The 22258-nt window shown below is 71.8% G+C and carries 21 protein-coding genes; 9 read left to right on the top strand and 12 right to left on the bottom strand.

The genetic code is table 11. The annotated features are described in order from the left end of the window. Positions 1-18 precede the first annotated feature (18 nt). From ACY34M_RS32715 to ACY34M_RS32705, 3 genes are read left to right on the top strand one after another with little or no spacing between them, the layout of a single operon-like run. Positions 19-1137 carry an alpha/beta hydrolase family protein gene (locus tag ACY34M_RS32715; protein WP_462721853.1) on the top strand — a complete coding sequence of 373 codons (1119 nt, stop codon included), beginning with the start codon at positions 19-21 and terminating at the stop codon, positions 1135-1137. A 36-nt stretch (positions 1138-1173) separates the two neighbouring features. Then, positions 1174-2691 (top strand): class I adenylate-forming enzyme family protein, encoded by a 1518-nt coding sequence (locus ACY34M_RS32710; protein WP_462721854.1) that lies wholly within the window; start codon positions 1174-1176, stop codon positions 2689-2691. A 32-nt stretch (positions 2692-2723) separates the two neighbouring features. Continuing rightward, a complete protein-coding gene (locus tag ACY34M_RS32705) occupies positions 2724-3134 on the top strand; it encodes a nuclear transport factor 2 family protein (RefSeq protein ID WP_462721855.1) in 411 nt (136 codons plus the stop codon). A gap of 45 nt (positions 3135-3179) precedes the next feature. Here the strand turns inward: ACY34M_RS32705 and ACY34M_RS32700 are convergent, their stop codons facing one another. Further along, positions 3180-4844, bottom strand: a complete 1665-nt coding sequence (locus ACY34M_RS32700; protein ID WP_462721856.1) for a putative glycoside hydrolase — start codon at positions 4842-4844, stop codon at positions 3180-3182. 278 nt (positions 4845-5122) lie between these two features. On the opposite strand from ACY34M_RS32700, the gene ACY34M_RS32695 reads away from it, so the two are divergent. The 3 genes from ACY34M_RS32695 to ACY34M_RS32685 all read left to right on the top strand — a co-directional run bounded on the left by ACY34M_RS32695 (position 5123) and on the right by ACY34M_RS32685 (position 8168). Then, positions 5123-5998 (top strand): polysaccharide deacetylase family protein, encoded by an 876-nt coding sequence (locus ACY34M_RS32695; protein WP_462721857.1) that lies wholly within the window; start codon positions 5123-5125, stop codon positions 5996-5998. A gap of 145 nt (positions 5999-6143) precedes the next feature. Beyond that, positions 6144-6812, top strand: a complete 669-nt coding sequence (locus tag ACY34M_RS32690; protein WP_462721858.1) for an alpha-ketoglutarate-dependent dioxygenase AlkB family protein — start codon at positions 6144-6146, stop codon at positions 6810-6812. A 99-nt stretch (positions 6813-6911) separates the two neighbouring features. After that, the gene (locus ACY34M_RS32685) at positions 6912-8168 is read left to right on the top strand and encodes an ROK family protein (protein WP_462721859.1); all 1257 of its coding nucleotides are present in this window, start codon (positions 6912-6914) and stop codon (positions 8166-8168) included. Between the two features lie 32 nt (positions 8169-8200). Here the strand turns inward: ACY34M_RS32685 and ACY34M_RS32680 are convergent, their stop codons facing one another. The 3 genes from ACY34M_RS32680 to ACY34M_RS32670 are packed head-to-tail and all read right to left on the bottom strand — an operon-like array spanning position 8201 to position 10085. Then, a complete protein-coding gene (locus tag ACY34M_RS32680; RefSeq protein ID WP_462722006.1) occupies positions 8201-8785 on the bottom strand; it encodes a DUF4865 family protein in 585 nt (194 codons plus the stop codon). Between the two features lie 20 nt (positions 8786-8805). Continuing rightward, complete coding sequence (locus tag ACY34M_RS32675; protein WP_462721860.1) at positions 8806-9396, bottom strand: TetR/AcrR family transcriptional regulator; 591 nt, start codon at positions 9394-9396, stop codon at positions 8806-8808. Between the two features lie 8 nt (positions 9397-9404). Further along, positions 9405-10085, bottom strand: coding sequence for a DUF998 domain-containing protein (locus tag ACY34M_RS32670; RefSeq protein WP_462721861.1), 681 nt, complete (start codon positions 10083-10085; stop codon positions 9405-9407). A gap of 268 nt (positions 10086-10353) precedes the next feature. Here ACY34M_RS32670 and ACY34M_RS32665 point away from each other — a divergent pair, with 268 nt between their 5' ends. Then, positions 10354-10662, top strand: coding sequence for an SHOCT domain-containing protein (locus ACY34M_RS32665; protein WP_462722007.1), 309 nt, complete (start codon positions 10354-10356; stop codon positions 10660-10662). Positions 10663-10755: 93 nt separating this feature from the next. On the opposite strand, the gene ACY34M_RS32660 is transcribed toward ACY34M_RS32665, so the two are convergent. After that, complete coding sequence (locus ACY34M_RS32660; protein WP_462721862.1) at positions 10756-11268, bottom strand: ATP-binding protein; 513 nt, start codon at positions 11266-11268, stop codon at positions 10756-10758. A gap of 201 nt (positions 11269-11469) precedes the next feature. Continuing rightward, positions 11470-11784 carry a hypothetical protein gene (locus ACY34M_RS32655; protein WP_462721863.1) on the bottom strand — a complete coding sequence of 105 codons (315 nt, stop codon included), beginning with the start codon at positions 11782-11784 and terminating at the stop codon, positions 11470-11472. A 387-nt stretch (positions 11785-12171) separates the two neighbouring features. Here ACY34M_RS32655 and ACY34M_RS32650 point away from each other — a divergent pair, with 387 nt between their 5' ends. Next, positions 12172-13272, top strand: a complete 1101-nt coding sequence (locus ACY34M_RS32650) for a PLP-dependent cysteine synthase family protein (protein WP_462722008.1) — start codon at positions 12172-12174, stop codon at positions 13270-13272. Between the two features lie 126 nt (positions 13273-13398). Here the strand turns inward: ACY34M_RS32650 and ACY34M_RS32645 are convergent, their stop codons facing one another. Both ACY34M_RS32645 and ACY34M_RS32640 read right to left on the bottom strand, forming a co-directional pair. Continuing rightward, positions 13399-13881 (bottom strand): SRPBCC family protein, encoded by a 483-nt coding sequence (locus ACY34M_RS32645; RefSeq protein WP_462721864.1) that lies wholly within the window; start codon positions 13879-13881, stop codon positions 13399-13401. Between the two features lie 121 nt (positions 13882-14002). Next, positions 14003-14830 carry a DeoR/GlpR family DNA-binding transcription regulator gene (locus ACY34M_RS32640; protein WP_462721865.1) on the bottom strand — a complete coding sequence of 276 codons (828 nt, stop codon included), beginning with the start codon at positions 14828-14830 and terminating at the stop codon, positions 14003-14005. Positions 14831-15074: 244 nt separating this feature from the next. Here ACY34M_RS32640 and ACY34M_RS32635 point away from each other — a divergent pair, with 244 nt between their 5' ends. Next, complete coding sequence (locus ACY34M_RS32635; protein WP_462721866.1) at positions 15075-17480, top strand: hypothetical protein; 2406 nt, start codon at positions 15075-15077, stop codon at positions 17478-17480. Here ACY34M_RS32635 and ACY34M_RS32630 read toward each other — a convergent pair. The 4 genes from ACY34M_RS32630 to ACY34M_RS32615 all read right to left on the bottom strand — a co-directional run bounded on the left by ACY34M_RS32630 (position 17450) and on the right by ACY34M_RS32615 (position 22161). Further along, positions 17450-19855, bottom strand: coding sequence for a right-handed parallel beta-helix repeat-containing protein (locus ACY34M_RS32630; RefSeq protein WP_462721867.1), 2406 nt, complete (start codon positions 19853-19855; stop codon positions 17450-17452). The two genes, ACY34M_RS32635 and ACY34M_RS32630, sit on opposite strands and share 31 nt — an antisense overlap. Before the next feature lie 159 nt (positions 19856-20014). Next, complete coding sequence (locus ACY34M_RS32625; RefSeq protein WP_462721868.1) at positions 20015-20620, bottom strand: Rv1733c family protein; 606 nt, start codon at positions 20618-20620, stop codon at positions 20015-20017. Between the two features lie 188 nt (positions 20621-20808). Further along, a complete protein-coding gene (locus ACY34M_RS32620) occupies positions 20809-21633 on the bottom strand; it encodes an MOSC domain-containing protein (RefSeq protein WP_462721869.1) in 825 nt (274 codons plus the stop codon). Positions 21634-21720: 87 nt separating this feature from the next. Continuing rightward, positions 21721-22161: a DUF6643 family protein gene (locus ACY34M_RS32615; protein WP_462721870.1), complete on the bottom strand. Its 441-nt coding sequence runs from the start codon at positions 22159-22161 to the stop codon at positions 21721-21723. Positions 22162-22258: the final 97 nt, after the last annotated feature.

Genomic DNA, 22258 nt, shown 5'->3' with positions numbered 1-22258 from the left:
GTCGACGGAGGCAGCGCAGTGCACGACATCACCAGGGAATTCGTCGGTCTGGCATCCCCGCTGGTCGGGCGGGCGGGGGCAGGCGGCCATCCCTGCCAGGGCATCTACCACCGCCCCAAGGGGCACCGCCCGACCACGGCGTTCATCGCGACCCACTACAACGTGGACTTCTCCGAGCACTATCTGGCGCAGCATCTCGCCGAGCGGGGCTACGGCTTCCTCGGCTGGAACACCCGCTTTCGCGGCAACGAACCGTACTTTCTCCTCGACCACGCCCTCGCGGAGATCGGCGTCGGGGTGCGCTGGCTCAAGGAGCGGGCGGGCGTCGAACGCGTCGTCCTGCTCGGCAACTCCGGCGGCGGCTCCCTGATGGCGGCCTACCAGTCGCAGGCCGTCGAGCCGAATGTGCTCCCCACCGCGGACGCCCGCCCCGTCGAGTCGATCCAACACCTCGAAGCGGGCGACCTGTTCGTGGCTCTCGCCGCCCACTCCGGACGTCCCGAGGTGCTCACGAACTGGCTCGATCCGTCGGTCACGGACGAGACCGACGCCCTCTCCGTGGACCCGGACCTCGACCCCTTCGACCCGCGCAACCCCGCCCCGTACGACGCGGAGTTCCAGGCCCGCTACCGGGCCGCGCAGCGCGCCCGCAACGAGCGGATCACCGACTGGGCGCTCGAACGGCTCGACGCGCTGCGCGGCACCCGTGCCCGCGACCAGCTCTTCCCGCTCCACCGCACCTGGGCCGACCTGCGGATGATCGACCCCACGATCGAGCCGTCGGACCGCCCCGCCAACCGCTGCTACCTGGGCGAGCCCGTCCGCGCCAACTACGGCGTGTTCGGCATCGGAACGCTCTCCACGCTGCGCACCTGGCTGTCGATGTGGAGCCTGCGCACCTCGCAGTGCATCGCCGCCCCGCACCTGGCCCGGATCACCGTGCCGTCCCTCGTGGTGCACGCCACGGCCGACGCCTGTGTGTACGACAGCGACGCGAGCGCCCTCTTCGGCCACCTCGCCGCCACGGACAAGCGCCTCGAAACCATCAAGTCCGACCACTACCTCCAGGAGCCGGACGACGCCCGCCCGCTGGCGGCCGACCTGATCGCGAACTGGGTGGCGGAACGCACGCCGTGACGTGACGGACGTACTCGGCCGGACGGAGGCGCACGGATGCAGAGTTGGATCCATGTCCTGGAGTGGCGGGCGACGACCCGCCCGGACACTCCCGCACTGATCGACGACCGGGGCACGGCGCTCACCTACGCCGAACTGCTCGCCGTGGTGGAACGCCGGGCCGGCGGCTGGGCACGGGCGGGCGTCGCCCCGGGGGACGTGGTCGCGGTGATCGCGCGCAACAGCGCGGACTTCTTCGTCCACTCCTTCGCGCTGATGCGGGTCGGGGCCGTGCCCGCGCTGGTGAACTGGCGCCTCTCGGCAAGCGAGTTGAAGGACCTCTTCGACCTGCTCCGGCCGGTGGCCGTCGCCGCCGACGCCGAGTTCGCCACGCCCCTCGACCTCCCGCTGCGTGTCCGTGTCGGCGGCGGTCCGCTCCCCAAGGGGTGGCTCGACGGCGACGGTCTGGACGCACCCGCGCCCGCCCGCCCCGTCGAGCGGCTGCGCGGCGACGCCGTCATGGCCCTTGTGCACAGCAGCGGCACCACCGGCAGGCCCAAGGCGGTCCCGCTGCGGCACGGGGCCCTCATCGCCAGCGTCGCCGCCTTCGCCCTGGAGATCGGCGACCAGGCAGCGGGCTCACGCCACCTGCAACTGATGCCACTGTTCCACCTCGGCGGCCTCGGCCAGGCGCTCCAAGTGTTCCTGACCGCGGGCACATTGGTGGTCCCCACGGCGTTCCGCCCGGCGACGGCGATCGACACCATCGAGCGCGAGCGCATTCAGTTCTTCACGGCGGGCCCCTCCATCGTCGACATGCTCGTCGCCGAGGTACGCGGCCGTGACCGCGCCCCGGACCTGTCGAGCCTGGTGGAGATCGCCTACGGTTCCGCCCCCATCACCCCGACCTCGCTCCGGGCGGCCCTCGCCACGTTCGGCTGCCGGTTCCGGCAGATCTACGGCAACACCGAGAGCCAGAGCATGATCAGCCTGCTGGCCCCGGAGGACCATCAGCCGGACAACCCGCGCCTGGCCACGGCCGGGCGGATCTCCTTCGGCTGGGAGGTCGCGATCGTCGACCCCGAAGGACGGGCGGTGCCCACCGGCTCTCCAGGGGAGCTCCTGATCCGCGGCGACTGCCTGTTCAGCGGCTACTGGAACGCAACCGAGACCACCGCCGAGGCCTTCACGGACGGCGGCTGGTACCGCACCGGCGACATCGCCCGGCTCGACGCGGACCAGTACCTCACCATCCTCGACCGGGCCACCGACATGATCATCACCGGTGAGGAGAACGTCTACCCGGCCGAGGTCGAGGCGGTCCTCGCGCGCCACCCCGGCATCGCCGAGGCCGCCGTCGTCGGCCGCCCCGACGCGCGCTGGGGCGAGGCCGTGCACGCCGTCGTCGTACCGGCCGATGGCGGGACACCGACGGCGGATGAGGTGATCGCGTTCACCCGCGCGCACCTGGCCCACTTCAAGTGCCCCCGCAGCGTCGAGTTCACCGCCGCACTGCCCCGCACCACGACCGGCAAGGTACTCAAACGCGAACTGCGCAGCCGCACGCCCCACTGATCCATCGCTCACCCCTACCGCCAGGAGTGCTCATGGACCACCACCTCACGGACCAGCCTTCCGACCGGATCGTCGACCGCTTCTTCGCCGCCATCGAGGCGGGCGACATCGACACCGTCCGCTCCCTGTACGCGCCGCACGCGGTCATCTGGCACAACGACGACCTCGTGGAACAGTCCGTCGAGGACAACCTCAAGGTGCTGCGCGGCCTGCACCGCACGGTCGCCGACCTCCGCTACGAGATCGTCCGCCGCGCCCGCCTCGACGACGGCCTGCTGCAACAGCACGTCCTGCACGGCACACTGCCCGGCGGCGCCGCGGTGACGCTGCACGCCGCCATGTACGTACGCATCGAGGACGGCCTGATCAGCCGTATCGACGAGTACCTCGACTCCGCCCACCGCGCCACCATACGGGCGGCGCGGGAGGCGCAGTCCGGGTGAGCCGGCCGGCTCACCCATGCACCGGGGGCGGAGCAGCCTTGCTCCTCAGTCCAGCGCCCCCGAGTGGTACTGCACGGCCGGATTCCACAGCAGGAATCCCTTGATGCCGTCGGAGCGGGCCGCGTCGAGTTGAGCGCGGACCTCCTTGTCGCCGTAGGAGACACCCAGGGAGAAGTCCTGGATCCAGGGGACGATCTGCGCGTCGGTGTGCCGGGTCTTCTTCGCGAAGGCGGCCAGGGAGCGCTTCGTGATCGGGTACGGGTGGGAGTTCGGGTCGGAGACGCCGTACTCGCCCTCGGCCCAGTGCGAGGGATAGATCATCGGCGCGATGTAGTCGGCCTCCTGCGCGAGCAGGCCGACGTCCTGCGCGATCTCCTTCGGCCGGTCGACCGCTATGCCGAACACCGAGACACCGAGGAACGCGCCGTACTTGCGGACGGCGGCGCGGGTGTCCCCGACGACATCGGCGACGGACCGCTCGGGCGTGGTGTCACCGAGGCCGGGGAAGGACATCTTGCTCATCGGGCCGTCGGGACGCCTGATGTAGTCGTAGAGGATGTCGTCGAAGCCCAGCTTCGCGGCCTCCGTGGCCAGGTCGATGTTGTACTGGCGGACCTCCTTGTCCGCGAAGTTGGTGAACGACAGCTGGCCGTAGCTGCCGCCGTTGTAGGCACCTCCGTCCGGGGTGCGCACCACGCGGTCGCGGTGGCCGGTCTTCCACGACTTGGTGGCGAGGATCGGGTCACGGAAGGCGACGATGCGGCCGACGACGGTGCCGCCCGCGGCGTGGATCTCCTTGATGGCCTTCTTCGCGTCGTAGTACCCCTTGGCGGCGCCGACGCTCTTGGCGAGCGGCACCTTCGAGGCGTAACCGACCTCGCCCAGCTCGTCCTTGATGTCGAGCTGCACGGCGTTGATCTTCTTCTCCCTCAGCATCTTCATGACGGGCCCCCGCAGCGCGTCGGATGCCCAGGCCTGGGCGCTGACGTGCACGGCCTTCAGCAGCGGCCGGTGCACGGTGAGTTCGGCCTCCTGCTTCGCGGTGTTGCCCGCCGCGTCGGTCGCGGTGACCGTCGTACGGCCCGGTGGGCGGGGGAGCCGGATGGCGAACGCGCCGTCCTTCGCGGGCTTCGCCGTCCGCCCCGCGACGGATATTCGCTGCGCGCCGGGCGCCGTGCCCTTGACGGTGACCGGCTTCTGGAAGCCCTCGGCCTTGGTGTCGGCCACCTTGAGGGTGGGCGCCTTGGTGTCCACGGTCAGTTTTCGGACGACCTCGGTGTCGCCCCCGGGCCAGGAACCGGGCTGGGTGACACGCAGTTCGTGGGTGCCGTCCTTGATGTCTCCCAGGGGCACGGAGAGGCTGTTGTCGCGCACGGCCCGCGTCCGCAGGGGCTTGCCGTCGAGCGTGGCCTTGGTGCCTTCCAGCTTGTCGCCCTCGCCGCCGGTGACCTCGAACTCTCCCGAGCGCAGCTGGTGTGCGCCGACCTTCCCGTCGTTCGGCAGGCCGACGAGGTTCAAGGCTGCGCCGTGTGCGCTGCGTAGCGAGAGTGTGCCGCCTATGGCGAGAACCAGTGCGAGCAGCACGCAGACGAGGATGACCGGCCTTCTGAGCGGGAAGCCCGCCGGGGAAGCACTGGCTGCGGGATCGGAAGTGGAACCGGACGAGCGGGAGGTGGGGGAGCGGAGCCAGTTCTTCCAGTCGAGCCGCATCAGTAGATCCTCCAGGAGGTCTCGTGCGTCGTGGTGTACAGCTTCTTCGTCTTCGTCGTCTCTTGCGTCTTCCTCGCCTTCACCGGACTGCCACAACTGGCGTATCCGCTCTGGTTCTTGTGACTGCCGTTGCGTCCTGTGGTGGCACCGGGGGCGGTACGTCGGATGAGGGGGGCAAGGCTTCTCCGTCCGCCGGTGACCGGCAGGATTCCCGTTCCCCGACCACCGGACACACGTCCGGGGCAGCGAAACCGGCCAAACCTCCGGCGCCCGACAAGGTGCGCGCCAACGAGCTCGGATCCGTGCCGGTGCTCATGTACCACCAGATCGTCGAGCACCCCAAGAGCGATTACGACCGGACACCGAAGGACCTGCGCACCGAACTGGAACGGCTGGCCCGCGAGGGCTACGTGCCCGTGACCGCCGCCGACTACGAGACCGGGAAGATCGACATTCCGGCCGGCGCACACCCCGTCGTCCTCACCTTCGACGACTCCACTGACAGCCAGCTCCGCCTGGACGCGGACGGCAGGCCCACGGACGACTGCGCGGTCGGTGTGCTGCGCGACGTGGCCCGCGAACACCCGCGCTTCAAGGCCCGCGCCACTCTCTTCGTGAACGGCGACGCCTTCGCGGCCACCGGTCAGAAGAAGGCACTGAACTGGCTGAACAAGAACGGTTTCGAGATCGGCAACCACACCCTCGACCACGCCAACCTCGCGCAGAGCGGACCCGCCAAGGCGCGCGCCCAGATCGCCGAGGGCCAGAAGTCCGTCGAGCGTTCCGTGCCCGGCGCGGACGTCCGCTCCCTCGCCCTCCCGTACGGCATCCAGCCCGAGCCCGCGAAGCTTGCCCTGACCGGCAGCGCGTCCGGGACGACGTACAAGAACCGTGGCTCGTACCTCGTCGGCGCGAACCCGGCCCCCTCCCCGTACGCGGACTCCTTCGACCCGGCCGCGATCCCGCGCATCCGCTCGGGCCCCGCCAAGGGCAAGGACGCCGACTACAGCTCCACGCACTGGCTCGACCAACTGGCCAAGGGGAACATCACCCGCTACACGTCGGACGGCGATCCTGACCATGTCTCGTATCCGAAGGGGACGGCGGCGCGGCCGGGGAAGGCTGCGGACGAAGGAAAGCTCCGTCCGTACTGAACCGTGCCGTGCGTGGTGGCGACAAGGGCCGCGTGAGCCAGGCCGGCGAGGCGGCGCTCGAACCCAAGGTTCCGGGTGAGCGAGCAGCGCGTCGAGGGCGAGGGACGTGCGGCGCAGATGGGAGCGACCGGCATAGCCTGGACGTATGAGTGAGCTCTTCCCCCGCGCGCGTCGAGTCGTGGCTCCGGGAGCCGTGCACGTGCCGGACTGGCTCGCCGCCGATGAGCAGCGGGCGCTGCTGGAGCGGTGCCGCGTCTGGGCGATGCCGCCCGCAGGCCTCAGGGAAGTGGCCACACCGGGCGGTGGGCGCATGTCGGTGCGGCAGTTCGGGCTCGGCTGGCACTGGTTCCCCTACGGCTACGCGCGCACCGCCGTCGACGGCGACGGGGCGGCGGTGAAGCCGATGCCGCAGGAGCTGGCGGAGCTCGGCCGCGCGGCGGTGGCGGCGGCCTACGAATCCGGTCCCGGTCCCGGTCCCGGTTCCGGAGACACCACCGACCCGTACGACATCGCCCTCATCAATTACTACGACACCGGCGCGCACATGGGCATGCACAAGGACCGCGACGAGAAGTCGGCGGCGCCCGTCGTGTCCCTCAGCCTCGGTGACACCTGCGTCTTCCGCTTCGGCAACACCGAGAACCGTACGAAGCCGTACACGGACGTCGAGCTGCGCAGCGGGGACCTGTTCGTGTTCGGCGGGGAGTCACGGTTCGCCTACCACGGGGTACCGAGGACCGAGCCGGGGACGGCGCCGCCCGAACTCGGCCTGAGCGGTCGGCTCAACATCACGCTGCGCGTGAGCGGGCTGTAGCGGCTCGTGGCGCGCGAGAGGGGGAGAGGGGTGCACGGATCGGCCGCGGGCCGTTCACCGGCTACCATTCCTGAGCGTGATCAGGGCGAGGAGTTGCTGATGGGCGGCAAGGCGGCCTCCAGGGCCGGGGGCCACACGGCGGGCGATGCGACCGGGCGGCCGCCGCGTCTGGAGCGGGGCCGCAGCGCGCTCGGTCCCGCGCTCGAACTCGTCCACACCGGACGCGCCCCCACCCGCGCCGTGCTGACCGCCGAACTCGGCGTGACCCGCGCGACCGCGGGCGCCGTCGCCGCGGAGCTGGAGGCGCTCGGCCTCATCCGCATCGACGCCAAGCCCAGCGCCGCCTCCGGCTCCCAGGGCCGCCCCTCGCACCGACTGTCCGTCGCGGACGACGGGCCGGTCGCGCTCGCCGCGCAGGTCCACTCCGACGGCTACCGGGCGGCGCTCGTCGGCCTCGGCGGCGGCATCGTCGCCACCACACCGGGCTGCGAGATCATCGACCCGGACCCGGCGGACGTCCTGCGGTCGGTCGTCGAGGCGGGCGTCCGGCTCCTGGAAACGACCGGCCGTCGCTGCGTGGGCGCGGGCCTCGCCGTCCCCTCCGCCGTCGCCGAACCCGACGGCACGGCCCTCAACCCCCTCCACCTCGCGTGGCCGGTGGGCGCGCCGGTGCGGCAGATCTTCACGGACTGCGTGCGCGAAGCGGGCCTGGGCATCCCGGCGTTCGCCGCCAACGACGTCAACCTCGGCGCGCTCGCCGAGCACCGGCACGGTGCGGGCCGCGGCGCGCGCGACCTTCTGCTGGTGGCGACCGGGCACCGCGGGGTCGGCGGGGCGCTCGTCCTCGACGGACATCTGCACACCGGCAGTTCGGGCCTCGCCCTCGAAGTCGGCCACCTCACGGTGAACCCCGAGGGGCGCGCATGCCACTGCGGCAGCCGCGGCTGCCTGGACGTCGAGGCGGACCCGCTGGCCTTCCTCATGGCGGCGGGCCGCACCCCGGACCCCGACGGCTCGCTCCTCGAACAGGCCCGCGGACTGCTGACCGAGGCCAAGGACGACCCGGACGTCCGCGCGGCGACGGCCCTCCTCATCGACCGCCTCGGCCTGGGCCTCGCGGGCCTGGTCAACATCCTCAACCCGGACCGCATCGTCCTCGGCGGCCTCCACCGCACCCTCCTCGACGCCGACCCGGAACGCCTGCGCGCCGTCGTGGCGGACCGCAGCCTGTGGGGCCGCAGCGGCAGCGTCCCGATCCTGGCATCAACCCTGGACCACAACAGCCTGGTCGGCGCCGCCGAACTGGCCTGGCAGCCGGTCCTGGACGACCCCCTGGGAGCACTCGGCGGGACGTGACGGCTAAGGGCCCGGTGACGGGAAGGACCCGCTCACCACTGCCTCCCACGCCCCAAGCTCGCCCGCTCCGGCTGGGACAGATGCAGGACCTGGTAGCGGTCGCCGGGGGTCTTGGGGGTGTCGTGGGTCCAGAGTGAGAAGGTCAGTAGTTCCCAGGTGCGGGGATCGATGGCTGAGGCTGCGAACAAAACGCCCTGTTCCTGCGCGAGTTGGGCCGTGCCCTCGACTGCCTCCGTCGTCAGTTTCGGGAGGTCGGTGGTCGCCTCGATCGGTGTGCGCCGACGCACGGCCGTCCGGGGCGGTGCCGTCGTCGCGGACCCCTCCTCGTACGCGATGCCCGTCCAGTGCTGGACGACCGGGCGCCCGAAGTCGGCGACGATGCCCTGGAATCCGGGGCCCCACAGGAAGGCGTTCATGCCCGCCGGGGAGTTCCACAGGTAGAACGGTGCGTACTGGTTCACGGGTGAACCGTCCGCGCCGCGCTCCCGCATCAGGTAGGCCTTGGCGCCGAGGCCGGGGAAGTCGTCGAGTGCGTGGCCCCTGGTCTCCACCCGCCTGCGGATGATGTCCATGTCGTAGTCGGCGGGCAATGTGATCTCGTACTGCATCGCGTGCATGGTGCCCTCGCTCATGTGTGTCAGTCGGTGGTCGCGGAGGTGGGGGAGAGGAGGGCGAGCAGTCCGCGTACGCCCGCGTCGAACGCCGCCGTGTCGCCCGACGCCCGCGCCAGCACGTAACCGCCCTGCACGGTCGCCACGACCGTCGCCGCGATCTCGCGCGGCACCAGATGGGGCGCCAACTCGGCGCTTTCCACGCCCTCCTGGACGACGTCGGCGATCCGGTTCCGGACGTACGCGATCGTCTCGTCGACCGGTTCCCGCAGCGCGTCGCTGGTGACCACGTCCGGGTCCATCGTCAGCCGCCCGACGGGGCAGCCGCGCAGCACGTCGCGCTCCCGGTTCAGGTACGCCGCTATCCGCTCGTACGCCGAACCACCGCCACCGAGCAGCCGGTCGACCGTCGTCCGCATCTCGTCCCCGGTGCGCCGGATCGCCGCGAGCGCCAGGTCCTGCTTCCCGGTGAAGTGGTGGTACATGCTGCCCTGGCCGACGCCCGCGCGCTGCAGGATCGCCTTCGGGCTGGTGCCGACGTAGCCGCGCTCCCACAGGAGTTCGCGGGTTGACTCGATCAGTCGATCCCGGGTGGTGGCCATGGCGTCACTGTACATACCAGTAGTTACAGATTCCATGCGTCGCCTCGGAACCCCGGCCGGGGAGCCATGCGCTGAACGTACCGGCCGAGCACTCCGAGCATGACCACCTCGCACCCGAGCATCACCCGCTCCACCAGGCCGATCAGCTCCCGGCCACCCGGCCCCGCCGAGTACGCCATCACGCCCGCCCCGGCCACCGCGAACAGGGACAGCACGCGCAGCCACCGCGCGGTCCGCCCCGCCGCGGAGCGGAGCCGTCCCGCCAGGACGAGCCCGGCCGCCGGCAGCGCCGCGAAGGCCGCGACGGACGCGTAGCGGTGCACATACGCCGACCCGGTCAGCTGCGTGGTGAGCGGATCCGTCGGCACCACGGCCGCGAGCACGAGCCCCGCGCCCCAGATCGCCAGGAGCACGGACGGCAGCCCGCGCATCGCCGGGAGCCGCTTCCTCGCCACCGCGAGGAGCAGCAGCGAGACGAGGCCGAGCGAGGCCATGGCGGTCTCGATCGGTCCACCGCGGTCCAGTGCCGCGAAGTCGCTGACGGTGAGGGACAGCGGGCTGAGTCCCGGGTCGGTGTCCCGCGGGGCCAGCAACGCCGCCGTCATGGCCACGACCACGGTGGTCCACACCGCGGGGCCGAGCAGGCGGCCGGGGGCACCGAACGTGAACCGCCGGCTGAAGGTGTCTCGTCTCGGAGTCGTCACGACCCGATCCTCCGGCCGGGCGGCACCCGCTCACCACAGGGGCCGCCCCGGACACGCCCCTGACCCGACCCCGACCCGTGTCAGGGTCGGCCGGGCGCCCGGGAGCAGCCCCGCCGCCCCCGCGTACTCCCCGTGAGGTACGCGCGGTGCCGCCGGCCGTACGACGACTTCGGACCCTGTCGGCGCGAGGCTCGAGTCATCACCACACGTGGATGCCCGACCCACCGGCCGGGCACACCGGGAACCAGAGGAGATGAGTCGGATGCAGCTGCAGACCCTCGCGGAATTCGGACCCGGCTACGGGCCCGGCCCGTGGATCCTGTTCTTCCCGCTGATCTGGGCGGCCGTCGTCGTCGGCGTCGTCACGCTCCTGCGCCGCACTGTCCGGCGCGGCCGCCGCGGACCGTGGCGGCCCGGCGGCCCCCGCGTCGACGAGCACTCGCCGATCGCCGTGCTCGGCCGCCGCTTCGCCGCCGGCGAGATCGACGAGGACGAGTACTGGCGCCGACTGACCGTCTTGAACGAGGAGTTCGGGCACTACGCCGCCGATGGCAGGTCGAAGGGCGGCGCGTCCTGACCACCGCCACGACGCTCCCCCCTCATCGCCCTCGCCGCCCGCGTCGACAACGCCGTCGAGGTGAGCCACGTACCTTCGATGATCACCGCCCGGTCAGCCTGGAACGGCCGACCGGGCGGGAGCATGGTGGGACGCCTTGCGCTCGTGCTTGTCCGCGCGGCGCGCGGGCTGAGCCGCGTACACGGGGTACGGCGCGAGGGCCATCGCGGGGGTGGGCGCCGGCAGGGCGAACCAGACGACCTTGCCGCCCTCGCCGTGCGGTCGCACACCCCAGCTCTCGCTCACCGCGGCGATCATCGCGAGACCGCGGCCGCAGGTGGCGAGGGGATCGGCGTCCCGCACTTCGGGCAGCCGTGGATCGTGGTCGTGCACCGAGACCGTGAGCGTGCCGCTCAGCAGCTCGATCTCGACCGTGCAGAGCTTGTCCGGCTCGGCATGCCGATGGACGTTGGTCAGCAGCTCGGTGACCCCGAGCGCGGCCATCTCGATCAACGGATCGAGATGCCAGTAGCGCAACTGCGCCGATACGATTCTGCGGACCTGACCTATCCGCGACGGCAGGGCTTGGAGCTCCACCGTGCAATGCCTGTTCGGCTGGCTGATCACGGCTACGACTCCCCGAAGAGTCCGGAAGAAGACGAGAACGGATCGAGCGGTGCGACCGCGCTGGGACAGAACTGCCCGCTCCGTGTCCGGCGGGCTGGTTCGCAGCGTTATCGCCGGTAAACCCTGAGTAGTGATGTGTGACCAGCGTGACCCAGGGGGCGTTGGTGTGCAACTTCGACGATGGTTCGCCGCGGTGATGCCCTATCCGGCGCGCGATGCCGCGGCGCGCACGGCTTCGATGAACCGCCGGGCCGCCGGTGGCCCGGCGTCGCCGCCCTGGCCGCCCAGGCGCAGCAGATAGCGCCGCCCTTCCACATCGGCGGTCGCCCGATCCTCGGCGCCGAACCAGGGCCTGCCCGCACGGACTTCACCCAGGGGCGCGCTGTCGATCTCGCTCCCGTAGCTCGTGAGCAACTCCAGCCTGCCGCCCGTGATCCGGACCTGCCCGGCCCGGGTCAGCGAACGCAGGCGCCGACCGATGCGCACGCCCGTCGCCGTGAACTCCGGCTCCGTCATGCCGTCTCGCCCCCTCAAGTGCGTGTGTGCGGTGAAGTCTGCACGCGGGTGGGCGGGAGCACCAGTGCACATGTGGACGGGCTGTGAAGCACCGGGGCAACCCGGCCGTGCGCCCCCCCTGGCTGCGCGTTCCTGCGCCCCCATACCGCCCTGGACGGGGTTTCCGCATCCTCCAAGGCGTTCCTTTGAGGCGCTGAAAGATGCATTTATGCAGGTGAGGAGCGCGCGAACCGTGCCTATGATCGTGGTGTCGGGCCGCTGTCGGCGCCCCGTACCGGAGCGCGGGCACGACGCCCGGGTACGACGTGAAGGAGCCATGCGGTGAGCACCACGGAGCAGGGTCGGGAACAGGGCCGACGAGCGGAAGACGGCGCGGTTTCCGCGTCACTGCCGACGCTCGACGTCGACCGCTCGGACCCCGGCTACCGTGAGTGGCTCAAAGAGGCGGTACGCAAGGTACAGGCGGACAACAACCGCTCCGCCGACACTCACCTGCTGCTTTTCCCGCTCCCCGAACAGTGGGGCATCGACCTCTACCTCAAGGACGAGTCGACACACCCCACGGGCAGCCTCAAGCACCGCCTTGCCCGCTCGCTCTTCCTGTACGGCCTGTGCAATGGCTGGATCCGCCCCGGCCGCCCCGTCATCGAGGCGTCGAGCGGTTCGACGGCGGTCTCGGAGGCGTACTTCGCGAAGCTGATCGGCGTCCCCTTCATCGCGGTGATGCCGCGTACGACCAGCGCCGAGAAGTGCCGCCTCATCGAATTCCACGGCGGGCAGTGCCACTTCGTGGACGACCCCAGGACGATGTACGCGGAGTCGGCGGCCCTCGCGTCCCGCACCGGCGGCCACTACATGGACCAGTTCACCTACGCGGAGCGGGCCACGGACTGGCGCGGGAACAACAACATCGCCGAGTCGATCTATCGCCAACTCGCCCTGGAGCGCTACCCGGAGCCCGCCTGGATCGTCGCCACGGCGGGAACCGGCGGCACCTCTGCGACGCTCGCCCGCTACGTCCACTACATGCAGCACGACACCCGCATCTGCGTCGCGGACCCGGAGAACTCCTGTTTCTTCGAGGGCTGGACGACCGACAACCCCGACGCGTCGAGCGACTGCGGCTCCCGCATCGAGGGCATCGGCCGCCCCCGCATGGAGCCGAGCTTCGTGCCCGGCGCCATCGACCGCATGATGAAGGTCCCCGACGCGGCGAGCGTCGCCGCGGTACGCGCCCTGGAGGCGGCCATCGGCCGCAGAGCGGGCGGTTCGACGGGTACGGGCCTGTGGAGCGCACTCAAGATCGTGGCGGAGATGGTGGCGGAGGGCCGCACGGGCAGCGTGGTCACCCTCCTGTGCGACCCGGGCGACCGCTACCTGGACAAGTACTACTCGGACGAGTGGCTGAGCCGGCAGTCCCTGGACATCACTCCGTACGCCCGGGCGATCACACACCTACTGGAAACGGGCGAGTGGCCACAGGGCTGAGGCGTTCAAGCCCCTTGAGGTCTTCAAGCCCCTTCAGGTCTCCAAACCCCGTCAGGTCTTCGAGCCCCTCCGCCGATTGAGCAGCCGGTCCGGGGCGGAGCCCCGAAAGCACGGCCGACCGCACCCTCACGCGGGCGTGGACGCCAGCCGCCGGTCAAGCGCCTCCACGGCCCCCCGGAACGCCCGCCCCATCCCGGCCCGCCCGAGCTTCATGCCACCCCGAACCCCCGCAGGCGCATCCACCGCGAACGACCAGCGCACCCGGCACCCCCCACCGGGCACCCCTTCGAGCCGCCACTCCTCGACCATCGCCCGAAGCCCCGGCACGTTGGTCTCGTCGACGCGATACGCGTACACGACCCCGGGCTCCGCGGCGACGATCGTCTCCAGGAACCGCGTCCCACCTTTGAGCCGAACCTCGCGCCGGGCCCCACCGTCCAACGGGCGCGCCAGCGTGACCGCGGAGAACCACTGCGGCCACCCGACCACGTCCTCGGCGAGCGCCCGGTACACGGCCTCGGGGGAGGCCGACACCTCCCGGGCGAACACGAGCCGCAGCGGCGCGCTGTCGACGAAGTCGAGCTCGACGGAGCGAAGACGGCGTGCCATGAAGGTTCATCCCCCAACGGTTGGATCGGCGGTCGTGGCCCCGGTCAACAGGCGCCGAGCGCAACGGAGTTGACGCACTGGGCGTAAGTGGACGGGCCCGGTCACCATAACTGGCACGCCGTCAGATGTCTGTACCGCCCTCGGGCTCCCCGGCCACCACGAGCCGCATGTGCTCGGTGGCCTCCTCCCGCGCCTCGACCGACAGCCCGCCGTCCGTCACGAACGTGTCCACCTGGTCGAGCGAGGCGAACGAACTCAGCCCCACCGTGCCCCACTTGGTGTGGTCGGCGACCACCACGACGCGCCGCGCCGACTGTACGAGGCGCCGATTGGTCTCGGCCTCCGCCAGGTTCGGCGTCGACAGGCCGGCCTCCGGGCTTATGCCGTGCACCCCGAGGAACAGCACGTCGAAGTGGAGTGCCTCGATCGCCTGGTCGGCGACCGGGCCGACCAGCGAGTCCGACGGGGTGCGCACCCCACCGGTCAGCACCACCGTCGCCGCACCCTGCCGGGACGCCGCGCCGCGCTGCGCCGCGTGGAAGACATCCGCCACCCGCACCGAGTTGGTGACCACCGTGAGGTCGGGGACGTCGAGCAACTGCTGGGCCAGCGCGAACGTCGTCGTACCACCGGACAGCGCGATCGCCGTGCCGGGCGCGGCCAGCGGCGCGGCGGCCCGCGCGATGTCCTCCTTGGCGGTCAGCTCCAGCCCCGACTTGGCCTCGAAACCCGGCTCATGGGTACTGGCCTCGACGACCGGGACTGCGCCGCCGTGCACCTTCTCGACGACGCCCTGCCGGGCCAGTGCGTCGAGATCGCGCCGGACCGTCATGTCGGAGACGCCGAGCTTCCTGGTCAGCTCGTTGACCCGGACGCCGCCGCGCCTGCGGACCTCGTCGATGATCAGGGCGCGGCGCTGCTCCGCGAGGAGGTTCTGATTCTCGCTCACGTCCGTCGGTTCCCTTCGACTCGTCCCGCCTGACACCGGCGTACCGGCCAGCGCTTTCTCGTCATCCTCGCACGCGCCACCGACACCGGGACCACCGCCCGCGCCACCACTTCCGCCGCCGACCGGCGCCGCGACGGCGCGAGAGGGGTGAATGCAGCGGGGCACGGCGGGGAGATTCCGTGACGAGGGGTGCCCCCGGGGCCGTCGGGCCGAGATCCTGGGTGTGTTCAGAAACGGGGGACACATGAGCACGACGCACGACCACGAACACCAGACCGTCAACACCACCGCCACCTCGGACGAGACCGCCCTGGAACTCCTCGTCCACGGAGTCGGCGGCACCACACCACAAGAGATGCTCGACGACCCGCGGCCGGTGCGGGTGTCGGGCGACGACACGGCCGCCGTCTTCCGGCGGGGCGAGGACGCCGGCGCGGAGGACCGCCCCGACGACTACCGGGGCAAGCCCGTCCCCGAGGCGTACGTGTGGTGCAACCTCACCTCGGGCAACGGATCGCGGGCGCTGTGGCTGGTGCTGCTGCCCTTCATGGTGGTGAACCTGTCCCACTGGATGCGCCCCAACGCCCGCAGCTGGTCGCGCACCGTGCGCCTGTACGGGCTGCTCGTCCGGCTCCTCTCGCTCACCCTCACGGTGCTCCTGGTCGGCGCCGCCTGCGAGGTCGCCCTCGACCTGACGGCCTGGCAGTGCGCGGGCACCCCGGCCTGCGCCGAGCAGCGGACCTGGCTCGGCTTCCTCGCCGTGGACGCGCACGGTGGCGGCGGCTGGTGGAGCCAGCCCGGCCGCCGCCTCGCCCTCGCCTCGCTCGTCCCGACCGCCCTCGCGGTCCTGCTCTGGTACCTCTCGCACCGCACCTGGAGCGCGTACGAGACGCAGCGCCCGCTGCCGCACATGCCCGAGCCCACCGACGGCGAGATCGACAACGCGCTCGGCAGGCCCGGCTTCTGGTACGGGCGCCGCGTCGTCTCCCGGCTGCGCTCCGCGCACACCGCGGCCGGGCTGCTCACCGTGGCCGCTGCCGTGGGCACGTCCGCCGCCCGCTACGACCGGACGTCCGGCGGTCCGGCCCTGCTCACCGTGCTGGGCTGGGCGATCGTCGTCGCGCTGGTCGTCGGCACCCTCGCCGTCGTCGGTGTCGTCGTGCACCGCGGCCGCAGCGAGAACCGGGTCGACGACACCCTGGACCGCACGGTGGTGCGCGCCCTGCCGTACGGCGCGCTCGCCCTGCTCGCCGTGACCATGGTGTACGCGACCTGGTCGCGCCCCGGATGGCAGTCCTCCGGACGCCTGCCGGGCGACGCGACCTTCGGCGGCATCGCCCTCGTCCAGTTCGCGCTCGTCCTCGTCCTCGCCGTCGTCGCGCACGCCATCTACCGCACGGCCCGCGACCCGCGCACCGCCCTGCGCGGCCTCGGCGGACCCGCCACCGCGATGCTCGCCTGCGCGCTGGGCGGCGTGATGACCGGCGGTGTGGCGCAGCGCGTCGCCGACTGGCTGGACGGCACCAGCGGCCTCATCAAGGGCCCGCCGGTGCTGCTCACCTGGCAGGCCTCCGCGATCCCGCCGCTGCTGATCGTGCTCGCCGTCCTGTGCGGCGCGCTCGCCCTGCGCACGGCCCGCATCAAGAAGCGCGAGACGGCACAGGTGGCGGCCGACTACCACCTCGACGAGAAGCCGGGCGCCACGGCCGAGCCCCCGGACGCGGCCCGCACGGCACGCATCGCGGGCACACGCGCGCGTGCCGCCCTCACCGACCGGGCGCCGCTGATGATCGGCGTCATTTCGTCGGTGACGCTGCTGCTCGGCGCCCTCGCCGTCGTCGGCGCCTGGACCACCGGAAAGGTGCCCGCGACGGCGTTCCGGGGGACGTACGCGATCGTGGAGGGGGCGGCCGAGTCCGCGCAGGCGCTCGGCTCCTGGATGATCGGCCTGGGCTTCATACTCTTCGTCACCTGGGGGCGCCGCGCCTACAAGGACGCCTCCGCACGCCGCACCATCGGCATCCTGTGGGACGTGGGCACCTTCTGGCCGCGCGCCGCGCACCCCTTCGCGCCCCCGTGCTACGCCGAGCGCGCCGTCCCCGACCTGACCTGGCGCATGGCCACCTGGACGCAGTCCACGGGGGGCCGGCTCATCCTGTCCGGGCACTCCCAGGGCAGCGTCCTCGCGGCGGCGGCCGCCTGGCAACTGCACCCCTCCGTAAGGAAGCGCGTCGGACTGCTCACCTACGGATCACCGCTCGAGCGCCTGTACGGGCGCTGGTTCCCGGCCCAGTTCGGACCCGAGGCGCTGGCCTCGCTGCACCGTCAGGTCGACTGCTGGCGCAACCTGCACCGCAGGACCGATCCCATCGGGGGACCGATCAACCTGCCGGGCGAGTGCGGTCCCCAGGTCGACCGCGAGGCGCTCCTCGACCCGCTCGCCTACGGGCGCACGGCCGAACACCCGCTGCCCGCACCGATCCTGGGACACGGCGACTACCAGGCCGACCCGGTCTTCGCCGAGGAGCGCGCCCGGCTGCTCGCCCGTCTCAAGCCGGGCGTGCCGCAGCAGCGCCCCGAAGGTGACCACGAGCAGGCGGAAGCGCAGGGCGAGCCCGCTCAGGGCAGCTCCGGCAGATCCTCCGGGTAGAGCAGCGTGAGCGCGTCGGTGTCCAGGTCGGCCAGCTGGGCGACCCGGCCCGCGTGCCGCTCCACCATCGACTCGAACGTCTGCCGCGCGGTGCGGCCGTTGCCGAACGCGGGCCCCTTCGGGAGCTCCGTGAAGTACTTGAGCAGTGCTTCCGGTGTCCCGTCGGCGAGCCGGTACTCGTGCTCGTCGGCCTGCTGCTCCACGATGTGCAGCAGTTCGTCGGGCACGTAGTCGAAGAACGTGATGGTCCGTGAGAAGCGGGACGCCACACCGGGGTTGGTGGACAGGAAGCGCTCCATCTCCACCGTGTAGCCCGCGACGATCACCACGACCTCGTCGCGGTGGTCCTCCATGAGCTTCACGAGGGTGTCGATCGCCTCGCGGCCGAAGTCGCGCCCGGAGTCCTCGGGGGACAGGGCGTACGCCTCGTCGATGAACAGGACGCCGCCGTGGGCCCGCTGGAAGGCCTCCTGGGTGCGGATCGCGGTGGAGCCGATGTGCTCGCCGACCAGATCGACACGGGACACCTCCACGAGGTGTCCCTGGCCGAGGACGCCGAGCGACGCCAGGATCTCGCCGTACAGCCGCGCCACCGTCGTCTTTCCGGTGCCGGGGGAGCCCGTGAACACCAGGTGGCGACGGACCGAGGCAGCCTTGAGGCCCGCCTCCTGGCGCCTGCGGCCGACCTCGATCATGTCGGTGAGCGCGCGCACCTCGCGCTTGACGCTCTCCAGGCCCACCAGGGCGTCGAGTTCACCGAGCACGTCCTTGGACGTACGGGACTCCTTCGCGGGCTCCTGAGGGGCCGCCGCGGGCCGCTGGTCGGGTACGGCGCTCAGCAGCCCGACGGTCTGCGTCGCGGTCTGCACGGCCGGCTGCGGGGCCGCCGCCGCACCGGGGCGCACCCCACCGCTCTCGTCGCTCGTGCAGTCCTCGATCAGCGGTCCGTCCTCCGCGAATTCGTAGCCGCCGCGCGAACACCGCTCCGTACGGCACTTCTTGAGGCTCGTCCGGCAGCCGTCGATGACGTGGAAACCGAAGCCGCCGCTGTCCGCGACCCGGCAGCCGTGGAAGCTGCCCCGGCCGCCCGCGGACACGTAGAAACCGGCCTCGGCGGGTTGGGTGACCGTGCAGCGCTCGATCGTGGGGTCGGCGCCCTTCGTGACGATCACGCCGGTCTGCGTGGCGTCCACCGTGCAGTTGGCGAGCGTGCCGCCACTGCCGTGGTCGCGGAACCAGGCGCCCGTCGCGGCCTCGCGGATGCGGCAGTCGTCGAGCTGCGCGGTCGCGCCGTCGCTCACCGACACGGCCGTGTTGCGCACCTGGGAGAGGTCGCTGTCGAGCACGTCCACGCGCGAGCCGCGGTCCAGCACGAACAGCGCGTCCGGCACGTCGTGCACGCGGCAGGACTCGAGCACGGCGGTCGCCCCGTCGCTGACCCAGACGGCCGGGTAGTCGCCCGTACTGTCGTGGATCTCGCACTGGTTGGCGTCCACGCGCGTGCCGGGGTCCCACACCGACAGGCCGTTGCGCCCGAACTGCCGGACCGTGGAGCGCGTCAGCGTGAGGACGGACCGGGAGCGCAGGTCGATCGCGTTCTCCGGTACGTCGTGGACGCGGCAGTCGGCGAGCGTGAGCACGGCGTCCGTGTCGAGCGTGACGCCGTCCGCCGTCGTGCGGTGCACGTCGCAGTCCGTCAGGTGCGCGGTGGCCCGCCCGGTGATCTGCACACCGGAGCCCTTCACCTCGTACACCTCGCAGCCCACGGCCTCCAGGCCGGAGTGCTCACCGGTCGCGGAGATGCCCGCGCCGGACGTGTGGTGCACCCGGCAGCGCTCGAGCCGGGGATGCGCGCCGCCGCGCACCGCGACGCCGGCCTGTCCCGCGGCGACGACCTCGCACTCCTCGAACACGCCGCCCCCGCCGTCGAGGACGGCGATGCCGATGCCCGCGGCGTTGTCGACGGTGCACTGGCGCACCGTCGGCCGTGCGCCGCCGCGCACCTCGACGCCGGTCGCGGACCGGGTCACGACGCGGACGCCGACGATCTCGGGGGCGCCCTCCTCGACGAGCAGCGCGGGCGCCGCCGCGTCCTGTCCCTCGACGTGGAGGTCACGCACGGTGGCGGAAGAACGCACGGTGACCGGGACGCCGTCCGTCGGCGCGATCCGCACCGAGCCGGGGGAGCCCTCGGGGCCGCGCAGCGTCACGGCCCGCCGCAGCACCAGGTTCTCCCGGTAGGTGCCGGGGGCCACGGTCAGCACGTCGCCGTCGGAGGCCGCCTCCAGGGCGGCCGCCAGCGAGGCGTACTCGCCCGTGCGGCGCCGCCACCGCGAAGTGCTGGTGTGCGTCACCTGGACCGAGCCCTGTGCCATGGCGCTGATCTGCCCCCACCTCGTCCTGCGCAGGAAGTGTGTGCGCCGTCTGCGGCGCCGTTCCTGGCTCTTCCTGCGCTCTGCCTGCCAAAAGGTGGGTCCACCGTAGCGTGCGCGGAGCACGGCGGTTGACCAGAGCCGCGAGCCCGCCCGAAGGGGTCAACTGCCCGTACCGGTCTTGCCCCAGTCGGGTCCCGCGATGTCCCAGGCGCTGTCCCAGCGCGCGTACCGGCGGCGCATCATGCGCCACAGGACGAGGCGCCGGGTGCCCTCCACGAGCCCGACGACGGCGACGGAGGCACCGAGTCCGGCGAGCGCCGCGTGCGTGGCGGCGGTGGGGCGGTCGAGCGGCCGGCCGACGGCGCGGCCCTGGTCGTCGGTCCACACCGGGAACGTGTCGCCTCGGTGCGGAGTGGTGAGCGGGGCGACGACGCGATCCTGCTTGTGCGAGCCGTCCGGCGCCTGCCAGGAGGCCACCACGCGCGTGTGCGCGTCACGCGCCGTAGAGGTCTCCGGGTCGGGGTCGAGCGGCGGCTGTGCCACCTTTCGCACCACGGTCGCCGTCACCTCGTGCCGCGCGCTGCGCTGCTCCTCCACGGAGCGGTACAGAGCGTCACGCGCGGCGGACCCCGAGACGACACCGGCCAGCGGCGCGGCGACGACGATGAGCACCAGCGCCACCAGGGCGACCCACGCCTCCGCCAGGTCGGTCCCACGGCACACCGGATTGTGGCGCCAGCGCCAGAGCCCGATCAACGCTCGCACGGTCTGCACCCCCTTCCGGGTCTGTCTTAACCCCGAACGGCAGCGCCCGCATGCCGGAGAAGGGAAGAGAGAGCGACGTCACCTGACCCGGGTCGTCCCTGGCTCGCCCCTGCCCACCGGCGCTTCCGACACTGCCATTGTCTCTCAACGAGCTTGCCGGGGCGCCGGGTTCCCCGGCTGGATCACGGTTATTCGAGGATCGTCAAGGGATCTCCGATCCGGACCGTACCGGTCGTCTCGGGCACCAGATTTGTGCCGAAACACAACTGGTCGCCGAAGCGGCGGTGGCGCGCCAGCGTGCGCAGCGGTTCCTTGCCACGCTCCGCGGTCTGCTGGTTCGTCGTCGTGACGACGCAGCGGCCGCTCTTCTTGGCGATACGGAACGTGACCGCGCCGATCGCGATGCGGGACCAGTCGTCCTCCGCCCACGGAGGCGTGCCGGAGACGACGACATTCGGCCGGAACCGGTTCATCGGGAGCGGGCCCTCGTCGGCGTGATCACCCTGGGCTATCAAGGAGTTGAGGGCGTCGAGGGAGGAGAGCGTCGTGAGGAGCAGCGGATAGCCGTCGGCGAAGCTCACCGTCTCGCCGGGGCGCGCGTACTCCGGGTCGATGGGGCGTCTGGTCGCCGGGTCGTCCAGGTGCATCAGGCGTATCTCGGACTCCAGGTACGCACTCCACCACGCGTGGGCCGCGGGGTCGGCGGGGACCGCCTCGACCTTGTCCGACCAGACCTCGATCGTGGTCGTCGCGCCCGGCTCGGGAACCTCGACGGTCAGCGGCTCCCTTCCGGGCGCGGACACACGAACGCCGCCGCCGGGCAACTGCTCGGCGGCGGCCAGGGCCAGGCGCGGATGCGGCCGTTGAGTGACGATCTTGCCGTCCGCGCCCACCAGTACCCAGCGCCGGTCTCCGGCCAGGCCCCACGGCTCCACGGCGGCCTCGCGCGGAGCGTGCCCCCGAACCGCCTTCAGCGGGTGGACATGGATCGAACTGAGTACTGGCTGCGACATGCCGGCAATTCTGCCAGCAGCCACGGACATCGCCCGTGGCCGCGGAGGCAGAGCAGGAGCCGACCGGGGAGATCCGGCCGCGGCGGGTCAGTAGCCGCGGTACTGCTGGCGGTTGTACGGATCCTCGTACGGCGCCGGGGCGGGACGCGGAGTGGCCGGACGCATCGCCTCGTAGCCGGTCGCTGGGCCGGGCGCGGGACGCTGCGGCTGCTGGGCCTGCGGGCCCGGATAACCGCGCGGGGCGCTCGCCTGCTGCGGGATGTACGCGGCGGGGGCGGCCTGGGCCGGGGCGGACTGCTGGTGCGGATAGCCGTACTGCGGCGCTGGTGCGGAGGGCGTCGACGGCAGGGCGGGCAGCGCGGCCGGCAGCGCCGGCAGGTGGCTGTTGCTGTCGTACGCGGAAGGGACCCGGATCGGGGCGATCTGAGGCGTGCCCCGTTCTGCGACGAGGGAGTCGTAGATCGGAGTGTCCGGGAAGGACGGCGCGGAGTAGTAACCGCCGCCATATGTGGAGCGGGGGGAGGTCATGACACATAAGTTAAGCCCACGATGTGGTCGTTGGGGTAGACCGATAAGAGGGTTCTTTTGCGTGTCGTGCGTGACCGCGCGTCCTCAATGCGAGCGA

Source organism: Streptomyces sp. EDA2-14 (genome assembly GCF_054963755.1).
Note: the sequence above shows the minus strand (reverse complement) of the source record. Positions and strands in the feature narration are given on the sequence as shown.